Below are 10375 nucleotides of genomic sequence, written 5' to 3'. Positions count from 1 at the left end.
GGCGCGTGACTGCGGAGCGGAGGAAGCCGCCTGCGCGGCTTCCGGCGGGACTCGAAGGGATGCGCGTGTACGCGCATCCGCGGCCTGCAGGATGTAGGCGAGTCCTGTCCCGCTCCGCCAAACAAATGAAGAAGCCCGCCTCGTGCGGGTTTTTTCGTTTGTGCTTCCGCGTTGCGGATGCGCATCGCGTGTCGACGAGCGTGATCGCCGTACGCGTTGCCGCTGTATTTATATTCGGTACACCGAATGGATTGGCGAGAGCATCCGCGATGCGGTTCCAGCCGCACGACACGGATGACGACCGTTGACCCAAAGCTGCCTGCCTCAATCACCATCCGGGTATACGACAATCGGCCCGGATGCCGATGCCTGACAGGTATGAATGCAGATCGCGTCGGTATTGGACGCCCGCTCCGCTTTACTTTAACTTTCGATGGGTCCCGCGCGGGCGAGGCTATCCGGCCGCGCAGGATTTCACGTATCGCATCGTCGTGCCGGAAGGCCGGGCGAACGACACAAGCTCAGACGCAATCATGCGGACAATGATTAGGTCTGCTTTTTATCTATAAGCAATGTCCGAAGAATCAAAAAAATTTCGACATGGAGTGGAGACCGATGAAGCTTGCGAAGTGGGTGGTCGGTGGACTGGGCGTGCTGAGCGTGCCTGCGTTCGCCCAAAGCAGTGTGACGTTATACGGCGTCATCGATACGGGCATCGAGTATGTGACGCATGCGAATGCGGCAGGCGACAGACTGGTCCGCATGCCGGGCATCACGGGCGAGGTGCCGTCGCGGTGGGGGCTGCGCGGCAGCGAGGATCTCGGCGGCGGATTGAAGACGGTGTTTCAGCTCGAAAGCGGCTTCAATCCGCGCGGCGGCGATCTCGGTCAGGGCGGCAGACTGTTCGGCCGTCAGGCGTGGGTTGGGTTGCAAGGGCCGTGGGGCAAGCTGTCTTTCGGACGTCAGTACTCGATGACGTTCTGGGGGCTGACAGACTCCGACATCCTGGGCCCGGACATCTACGGCAGCGCATCGCTCGACGCGTATATTCCGAACGCCCGCAGCGACAACGCGATCGCCTACATGGGCACTTTTCGAGGCTTGACGCTCGGCGCGATGTATTCGTTCGGCCGGGATTCCGCCGGCACCGGCAATTCGCCGGGGCAGGGCACCTGCGCGGGTTCGGTGGCGGGGCATTTCACGCAGTGCCGCCAGTGGAGCGCGATGATCAAGTACGACACGCAGTCGTTCGGCGTGTCGGCTGCCTACGACGAACAGCGCGGCGGCGCGGGCGCGGCCGCGAACTTTTTCAACGGCGTGACGCCGCTGGCACTGACGAGCGAGGGCGACAAGGACATCCGCATGCAGGTCAGCGGATACGGAAATATCGGCCCGGTCAAACTCGGCGCAGGCTGGGTCGGACGTCACGTGGAGACCGTGTCGCCGTCGGTGCCCGATGTGCGCTCGGACCTGTTCTTCGTCGGCGCCGCGTATCAGGTCACGCCAGCGGCCGTGCTCGACGGCGAAGCGTTCCGCATCGTCAATCGCGAGCAGAGCACGCGCGCAACCATGACGACGCTGCGCGCAACGTATTTCCTGTCGAAGGCCACGGCCGCCTATCTGCAGGGCTCGTATCTGTGGAATAGCGCCCACGCCCGTTACAGCCTGAGTTCCGGCGGTGGCGGCACGACGCCCGCCGCAGGCGTCGGTCAACTCGGCGTGATGGCGGGCATCCGGCACATGTTCTGAGCGCGCGCACGGCGCGCGGGTTCGCGTTCTGCCTGGCAGCCCGCGTGCATCGTCAACAGGAACCCGGCAAGCAATCCGGCAAAGCCGGCACAGCCCCGCGCGAGCGCGACGGGGCCACACAAAAACAAGCAATACAACTGGACGCGTGCCGGATCGTCGCATTCGGCACGAGAACCTCAGGTTTGAATGGAGACCCGAATGCGAAATATCGACGTATGCCAATTGTCCGACGGCGCGCGGTTTGGCCGGTTTCATGCCGGCATCCTGTTCTGGTGCGCGCTGATCATCATTTTCGACGGCTATGACCTCGCGGTGGTCGGCATCGCGCTGCCGTCGATCATGGCCGAGATGAAGGTCGGTCCGACCGGCGCCGGCTTGATGGTCAGCTCGGCGCTGTTCGGCATGATGCTGGGTGCCGTGTTTCTCGGCACGATCGCCGATCGCATCGGCCGCGTGCGCGCGATCGTCATCTGCATTCTGCTGTTCAGTATTTTTACCGCGGCGGCGGGCGTCGCCCACGGGCCCGTCACGTTCTGCATCGCGCGTTTTCTCGCCGGTCTCGGCATCGGCGGCGTGATGCCCAACGTCGTCGCGCAGATGACCGAATTCTCGCCGCGCCGCATCCGCAGCACGCTCGTCACGCTGATGTTCAGCGGCTACTCGGTCGGCGGCATGCTGGCCGCGCTGGTCGGCAAGGCGATGATCGCCCGTTACGGCTGGCAGTCGGTGTTCATCGCGGCGGGTTTGCCGGTGCTGCTCGTGCCCGCGATTCTCGCGTACACGCCCGAGTCGATGAGCTTTCTGATCCGCAAGGGGCGCACCGATACCGTCGGGCACGTGCTGTCGCGTATCGCGCCCGGCTATCGGCCGCAACAGGGCGACAGCTTTTCGATCGCGGGCCAGGAGAAGGGTGACGCGCCGGGCATTCGCAGCCTGTTTGCCGATGGACGCGGCTTCAGCACCGTGATGCTGTGGGTCGCCTTTTTCATGTGCCTGTTCATGGTCTATGCGCTCAGTTCGTGGCTGGCGAAGCTGATGGCCGGCGCGGGCTACAGCCTCGGCTCGGCATTGACGTTCGTGCTCGTGCTGAATTTCGGCGCGATGGTCGGCGCGATCGGCGGCGGCTGGCTCGCCGACCGCTTCAACATGAAGCACGTGCTGGTCGCGATGTATGGGCTCGCGGCCGTGTCGATCGGCCTGCTCGGCGTGAAGGTGCCCGAGCCCGTGCTGTTCGTGCTGGTCGGCCTGGCCGGCGCATCGACGATCGGCACGCAGATCGTCACCTATGCGTTCGCCGGGCAGTTCTACCCGATGGCCGCCAAATCGACCGGGATCGGCTGGGCGTCCGGCGTCGGGCGCAGCGGCGCCATTCTCGCGCCGATCGTGATCGGCTTTCTGGTCAGTCAGGCGCTGCCGCTTCAGCAGAACTTCCTGGCCATCGCCGTGCCGGGGCTGATCGCAATGGTCGCCGTCGGCCTGATGCGCCCGCTCGAGCCGGTGCATGCGCAACGAAGCGTCGAAGCGGCGCAGGCCGACGTCGCGTAAGGCGGTGGTTGGGCGGGGCCGCGCGGCGACGCGTCGCGGCGGCGGCCCGCCCGCGAGGCATTTTCGCCGTACTCGGGACAAGGGACATATCGCGGCGAGCCTGCCCGCAACGGGCAGATTGCGGCGCGCGGACCGTGCGCCGGGACGATCCGGCGGCGCCCCGCGGCGGCGCGCCGTCCTGCCGGTTCGCCTTTTTTCCCGCCCACTGTTGTAATATCGGGCGTTTTGTCCAATACACCCCGTCACGCATGCTCGATTTCTTCCGTAATCACCAGCGCCTGATGATGGCGCTCCTGCTCCTGATCGTATTGCCGGGGCTGGGTTTCGTCGGGATCCAAGGTTTCCGCGGCTTCTTCGACGAAAGCGCGAACGTCGCGGCGGTCAACGGGCACAAGATCACGCGCGTCGAATTCGACGGCGCGTTTCGTCAGCAGATCGACCAGGCGCGTCAGGCGCTCGGCGCTCAGTTCGACATCAAGGCGTTCGATACGCCGGAACACCGCAAGCAGGTGCTCGACGGCCTGATCCAGCAGCGCGTGCTCGCCGATGAAACGCAGCGTCTGCATCTGACGGCCTCGGATAACGCCGTGCGCGAGGCGCTGCTGAGCGACCCGATGATCGCCTCGCTGAAGAAGCCCGACGGTTCGATCGACGTCGAGCGCTATGCGCAGCTGATGTCGTTCCAGGGCATGACGCCTGAGCAGTATCAGGAGCGCGTGCGCTACAGCCTCGCGCTGCAGCAGATTCCGGCGAGCATCGTGTCGAGCGCGTTTACGCCGAAGAGCCTCGCGCAGCGGCTGTCGGAACTCGCCGCGCAGCAGCGTGAAGTGCAGGCGCTCGTGCTGAAGACGAGCGACTATGCATCGAAGGTCCAGCCGACCGACGCACAGCTCGCCGCGTACTACGACGCGCACAAGCAGCAGTTCGCGACGCCCGAGACGGCGACGATCGAGTATCTCGTCTATTCGCCGGCCGCGGCCGCCGCGAGCGCGCAGCCGACCGACGCGGACATCGAGAAGTTCTACGACGACAACCCGACGCACTTCCGCACCGAAGCGCAGGTTCGCGTGAGCCACATCTTCATCGCGGCGGCGAGCGATGCGAGTGCCGCGGACAAGGCGGCCGCGAAGGCGAAGGCCGAGCAGCTGCTCGCCGACGTGAAGGCGCACCCGGACCAGTTCGCGCAGATCGCCGAGAAGAACTCGCAGGACGCGCCGTCGGCGGCGAAGGGCGGCGATCTCGGCTTCATCACGCGCGGCTCGACCGCGGGCGGCAAGGCATTCGACGATGCGGCGTTCGCGCTGAAGCAAGGCGAGATCAGCGGCGTCGTGCAGTCCGATCTCGGCTTCCACATCCTGAAGGCGACCGACGTGAAGCCGTCGATCGTCAAGCCGTTCGCCGAAGTGAAGGACGAAATCGCCGCGACGCTGAAGCAGCAATACGCGGCGAAGGCATTCTCGGACAACGCGGAAGGCTTCACGTCGACCGTCTACGAGAAGGCGAAGAGCCTGCAGCCGGCCGCCGACAAGTACAAGCTGACGATCCAGACGGCGACCGTCACGCCGACGCCGAATCCGCAGCTGCCGGCCACGAGCCCGCTGAACAACGCGAAGTTCCTCGCGGCGGTGTTCGCGAACGACTCGGTGAAGGCGCACAACAACACGCAGGCGATCGACGTCGGCAACAACACGCTGATCTCGGCGCGCGTGACCGACTACAAGCCGGCCGCCGTGCCCGCGCTCGACGCGATCAAGGACGCCGTGCGCCAGAAGGTCGTCGCCGAGCAGGCTGCCGAACTCGCGAAGAAGGACGGCGCGGCGAAGCTCGCGGAACTGCAGAAGTCGAAGTCGACCGAAGGCTTCGCGGCCGCGCAGAAGATCTCGCGCACGCAATCGCAGGGCCTGAGCCCGGCCGCGCTGAGCGCCGTCTACAAGGTCGATCCGAAGACGCTGCCCGCCTATGTCGGCGTCGATCTCGGTGCGGACGGCTATGCGATCTATCGCGTGAACGCGGTGATCCCCGGTTCGGCCGTCGATCCGCAGCAGCTGGCGGCCGCGCAGCAGCAGATGGCGCAGGTCGAGGCACAGAGCGAGGGCGAAGCGTATCTCGCCGCGCTGCGCGATCGCTCGAAGGTCAAGCTGTACGGTTCGACCGCGAGCCAGTCGCAGGGCAACGACGACTGAGCGTCGACTGAGTGATTTCGCGCGCAACCTGATGCGCGTCGTGCGCCGCCCGGCGGCAGCGCGGCGCGATCCGCATTCCGATCCCTGTCCGGCATTGCGCCGGCAGGGATTTTTCATTGGGCGGGCGCTTCAGCCGCGCGGCTTGCCGAGCAGCGGCTTCAGCGTCGGCCACACGTTGTCGAGCAGCACGCGCTGCGCCTGCTGCGTTGGATGGATCTGGTCGGACTGGAACATGTCGGGCTTGTTCTCGATGCCGGCGAGCAGGAACGGGACGAGCGGCACGTCGAGCTCCTTCGACAGCCGCGTGTAGACCGCGTGGAACTTCTGCGTGTAGTCGGGGCCGTAATTCGACGGCACGTACATGCCGACCAGCACGACTTTGGCGTGCGCGCGCCGCGCATCGGCGACGATGTCGCGCAGATTCTGCTCGGTCGTCGCGAGCGGCACGCCGCGCAGCGCGTCGTTCGCGCCGAGCTCGACGACGACGATCGACGGCTTGAGCCGCTGCAGCACGGCCGGCAGCCGTGCGCGGCCGCCGCTCGTGGTGTCGCCGCTGACGCTCGCATTCGCGACGCTATAATCGATTCGCTCCGTCGCGAGCCGTTGCCGCAGCAGCGCGACCCAGCCCGTGTCGCGCGGCAGCCCGTATTCGGCCGAGAGGCTGTCGCCGAGTACGGCGATCACCGGCTGTCCCGCGGTCGCGGCCGGTGCCGCGGCGGCGCGAGCGAATCCCGTCGCGGCCAGCGTGCCGCCCAGCAGCGCGACGAGCGCCGCGCGTCTTTTCCAGCGAAGTGTCCTGTCCATGTTCAAGATTACCGATCCGATCATCGAAGTGCATGACGTGTGCAAGCGGGTCGCCGACGCGACGGGCGAGCTGACGATCCTCGACGGCATCTCGCTCGCCGTGCGGCCCGGCAGCAGCCTCGCGATCGTCGGTGCGTCGGGGTCGGGCAAATCGACGCTGCTCGGCCTGCTTGCGGGGTTGGACAGTGCGACGAGCGGCACGGTTCGGCTGCTCGGCCGCGCACTCGACCAGCTCGACGAGGACGCGCGCGCCGCATTGCGCAACGGCTCGGTCGGCTTCGTGTTCCAGTCGTTCCAGCTGATGCCGCATCTGACCGCGCTCGAAAACGTGATGCTGCCGCTCGAACTGCAAGGCGGGATCAGCACGCGCGACGCGGCGGAGCGCGCGCGGGCGCTGCTCGCGCAGGTCGGCCTCGCCGAGCGGACCGCGCATTATCCGAAACTGCTGTCGGGCGGCGAGCAGCAGCGCGTCGCGCTCGCGCGCGCCTTCGTCACGCGCCCGGCCATCCTGTTCGCAGACGAGCCGACCGGCAGCCTCGACGCAGCGACCGGCCACGCAGTGATCGACCTGATGTTCGAACTGAACCGCACGCACGGCGCGACGCTCGTGCTCGTCACGCACGATCCCGAGCTGGCGCGCCGCTGTGCGACGACGGTCACGCTGGATGCCGGACGCATCGTCGCGTCGCACGCGGCATAAGGCGCCATCACGCCGCATGGCGCCGCATGACGCGGCGCCGCGCGCGACGGCTCGTTCGGCCGGCCGCGCGCGACAGCGTCCCGCACGCGGCCGGTGCGGCGCGCGTCAGCGCTTGAGCGCCGCGCGTGCGCGCGCGATCAGCGCGGTCGTCGACGAATCGTGCTTCGCCGTATCGAGCGCGTCGGCCGCCAGATCGGCCTCGACGACCTTGCCGAGAATCTTGCCGAGCTCGACGCCCCACTGATCGAACGGATTGATGTCCCACACGGTCGCCTGCACGAGCACCTTGTGTTCGTAGAGCGCGATCAGCGCGCCGAGCGCGCGCGGCGTCAGCGCGTCGACGAGCAGCGTCGTCGTCGGGCGGTTGCCGGGGAAGGTCAGGTGCGGCGCGAGATCTTCCTTGCCGGGGCCGGCGACCTTGCGCGCTTCCTCGAGCGTGCGGCCGAGCATCAGCGCCTCGCTCTGCGCGAAGCAGTTCGCGAGCAGCTTCGGATGATGGCTCGCGAGCGGATGCTCGGGCGTCAGCACCGCGATGAAGTCGATCGGTACGATCGTCGGCCCCTGATGCAGCATCTGGAAGAACGCGTGCTGACCGTTCGTGCCCGGTTCGCCCCACGTGACGGCGGCGGTCGGATAGTCGACGAAGCGGCCGTCGAGGCGCGCCGACTTGCCGTTGCTTTCCATTTCGAGCTGCTGCAGATACGACGGCAGATAATGCAGCGCTTCGGAATACGGCGCGACGAGATAGCTCTGCGAGCCGAAGAAGTTCCGATACCAGATGCCGATCAAGCCGAGCAGCACCGGCAAGTTGCGTTCGAGCGGCGCTTCGCGGAAATGGCGGTCCATGTCGTTCGCGCCGGCCAGCAGTTCGTCGAACTGCTCGGGCCCGATCGCGATCATGATCGACAGGCCGACCGCCGACCACAGCGAGTAGCGGCCGCCGACCCAGTCCCACATTTCGAACACGTTGTCGGCGGCGATGCCGAATTTCACGACCTCGGCCGGATTCGCCGAAACGCCGACGAAGTGCTTCGCGAGCGCATCCTCGGGGCAGCCCTTCGCGACGAACCAGTCGCGCAGCGAGCGTGCGTTCGTCATCGTCTCGAGCGTCGTGAACGTCTTCGACACGACGATCGCGAGCGTTTCTTCCGGATCGACCTGCTCGAGCACGCGTGCGAGATCGGCGCCATCGACGTTCGACACGAAATGCATCGAGATGTCGCGCGTCGCGACGTGGCGCAGCGCGTGCGTGACCATCTTCGGCCCGAGGTCGGAGCCGCCGATGCCGATGTTGATCACATGGCGGATCCGCTTGCCCGTGTGGCCCGTCCACGTGCCGTTGCGCACGGCGCGCGCGAACGTCGCCATCTTCGCGCGCTCGGCGCTCACCTGCGCGTGGAACGGCGCGTGCGGATCGGTCGCGCGCAGCGCGGTGTGCAGCGCCGCGCGGCCTTCCGTCGGGTTCACGATCTCGCCGGCGAACATCGCGTCGCGACGCGCTTCGACGCGCGCTTCGCGCGCGAGCTGCACGAGCAGGCGCAGCGTTTCGTCGGTGATGCGGTTCTTCGAGAAGTCGGCCGCGAGACCGCCGCCCGAGAACGTGAAGCGCTCGGCGCGCGTCGGCGCGGGGTCGTTCTGCGGCGCAAACCAGTCGCGCAGACGCGCGTGACGGATCTGTTCGAAGTGGGATTGAAGGGCAGTCCAGGCGGGGAGCGAATTCAGCGTCATGGCGGTTCGTGTGAAGCGTGAATCGGGAGGAATGCCGCGCCGGCGCGTCGGGATCGGACGGCCGGCGGACCAGGGCCCGCCGTGCGGCGGGGCAGTCAGTATAGCGGCGTTATGCGTCGGCGCGCGGCGACGAACGAAAAAGGCGATTGATCAGCGTGCGCACCGTCGGCGCCAGCTCGCCGGCAGTCAGCCCCACCGGCCCGGTGCCGGCCGCGGTCAGCGTGTCGGCCGCGAGCCCGTGCAGGTAGACGCCGGCGAGCGCCGCTTCGTACGGCGCGACGCGTTGCGCCAGCAGCGCGCCGATCAGGCCGCCGAGCACGTCGCCCGTGCCGCCCGTCGCGAGTGCCGCATTGCCGGTCGGATTCACCGCGAGCCGGCCGTCGGGTGCGGCGATGACCGTGCCCGCGCCTTTCAGCACGACGATGCTCGCGTAGCGCGCGGCAAGCGCCTGTGCGGCCGCGAGGCGGTCGCGCTGCACCGTGCGCGTATCGCTGCCGAGCAGTCGCGCCGCTTCGAGCGGATGCGGCGTCAGCACGCAGGCGCGGCCGCGGGCGCCGCGCGCGGCGACGGCCGCGGCGAGATCCGCGTGCGCGGCGACGAGGTTCAGCGCATCGGCGTCGAGCAACGCGGCGGCATCGTGTGCGAGCGCGTCGCGTACGAGCGCGGCCGCTGCGTCGCGCGTGCCGAGCCCGCAGCCGGCCGCGAACGCGGTCATCGCGCCGAGTTCGAGCGTGTCGGCCGGATGCAGCATCAGCTCCGGGAACGGCGGATCGTAAGGCGGCGCGCCGGCGCCGAGCAAGCCGACATGCACCTTGCCCGCCCCCGCGAACAGCGCGGCGCGCGCGGCGAGGATCGGCGCGCCGCACATGCCGGTGTCGCCGCCGAGCACGGCGAGGCTGCCGAACGTGCCCTTGTGGGACGCGAATGCGCGCGCGGGCAGCGCGTGCGCGAACCGTGCGGGCGCGTTCAGCACGATCGCCGGCGAGGCGGGCGGCGCGAGGTCGAGCGACGCGACGTCGATTTCGCCGGCCAGATCGCGGCCGTCGACCATGTACAGGCCCGGCTTCGCGCCGATGAAGGTCAGTGTGTGCGTCGCGACGACGGCCGCGCCGCCGCCGACGATCTGCCCCGTATCGCTGTCGAGCCCGCTCGGCACGTCGAGCGCGAGCACCGCGCCGCCGCGTCGCGCATGCTCGGCGATGCGTGCGGCCTGCGCGGCGAAGACGCCGTCGAGCGCGCGGCCGAGCCCGATGCCGAACAGCCCGTCGACGACCCACGCATAGCCGTCCAGCGACGCGGGCGGCTCGGCCGCGATCGGCACGCCGGCCGCGCGTGCGACGCCGAGTGCCCATTGCGCGTCGTCGGGCTTGACGGGCACCGGCATCCACGCGTGCGCGGCGACGCCGAACTGCTGCAGCCGCGTGGCCGCGACGAGCGCGTCGCCGCCGTTGTTGCCGGGGCCGACGGCGAACCAGACCGGACGGCCGCTGCCGCCGGTGCGCGCGGCGAGCCAGTGCGCGGCGGCCGTGCCGGCGCGGTCCATCAGCGTATGCGCGGGCAGGGCGGCGGCCGCGGCGGTTTCGGCGGCGCGCAGATCGGCGACGCGCAGCAGCGCGATCGGGTCGGAATCGGGGAACGGGTGGGCGAGCGGCATGGCGACGGATCG

Annotated in this window: 7 protein-coding genes; 4 read left to right on the top strand and 3 right to left on the bottom strand. The window is 68.3% G+C overall.

The window, feature by feature from the left end:
• Window positions 1-615 precede the first annotated feature (615 nt).
• The 3 genes from ACSHSS_RS25150 (at window position 616) to ACSHSS_RS25140 (ending at window position 5477) form a co-directional block, all read left to right on the top strand.
• Window positions 616-1749 carry a porin gene (locus ACSHSS_RS25150; protein ID WP_035951008.1) on the top strand — a complete coding sequence of 378 codons (1134 nt, stop codon included), beginning with the start codon at window positions 616-618 and terminating at the stop codon, window positions 1747-1749.
• A 198-nt stretch (window positions 1750-1947) separates the two neighbouring features.
• A complete protein-coding gene (locus tag ACSHSS_RS25145) occupies window positions 1948-3294 on the top strand; it encodes an MFS transporter (RefSeq protein ID WP_445545703.1) in 1347 nt (448 codons plus the stop codon).
• 248 nt (window positions 3295-3542) lie between these two features.
• Entirely contained in the window at window positions 3543-5477 is a 1935-nt protein-coding gene (locus ACSHSS_RS25140) for a SurA N-terminal domain-containing protein (RefSeq protein WP_445545702.1), read from the top strand.
• 129 nt (window positions 5478-5606) lie between these two features.
• Here the strand turns inward: ACSHSS_RS25140 and ACSHSS_RS25135 are convergent, their stop codons facing one another.
• On the bottom strand, window positions 5607-6281 hold the full coding sequence (locus tag ACSHSS_RS25135; protein ID WP_006416453.1) for an arylesterase: 675 nt from the start codon (window positions 6279-6281) through the stop codon (window positions 5607-5609).
• Between ACSHSS_RS25135 and ACSHSS_RS25130 the strand changes: the two genes are divergently transcribed.
• Window positions 6280-6981: an ABC transporter ATP-binding protein gene (locus tag ACSHSS_RS25130; RefSeq protein ID WP_006402245.1), complete on the top strand. Its 702-nt coding sequence runs from the start codon at window positions 6280-6282 to the stop codon at window positions 6979-6981. The genes ACSHSS_RS25135 and ACSHSS_RS25130 overlap by 2 nt on opposite strands.
• A 105-nt stretch (window positions 6982-7086) precedes the next feature.
• Here ACSHSS_RS25130 and pgi read toward each other — a convergent pair whose 3' ends face one another.
• On the bottom strand, window positions 7087-8709 hold the full coding sequence (gene pgi, locus ACSHSS_RS25125; RefSeq protein ID WP_006402246.1) for a glucose-6-phosphate isomerase: 1623 nt from the start codon (window positions 8707-8709) through the stop codon (window positions 7087-7089).
• Between the two features lie 109 nt (window positions 8710-8818).
• Window positions 8819-10363, bottom strand: coding sequence for an NAD(P)H-hydrate dehydratase (locus tag ACSHSS_RS25120; protein ID WP_445545701.1), 1545 nt, complete (start codon window positions 10361-10363; stop codon window positions 8819-8821).
• Window positions 10364-10375: the final 12 nt, after the last annotated feature.

The organism is Burkholderia sp. BC1, assembly GCF_052683555.1.
This window is presented reverse-complemented; position numbering and strand designations above follow the sequence as displayed.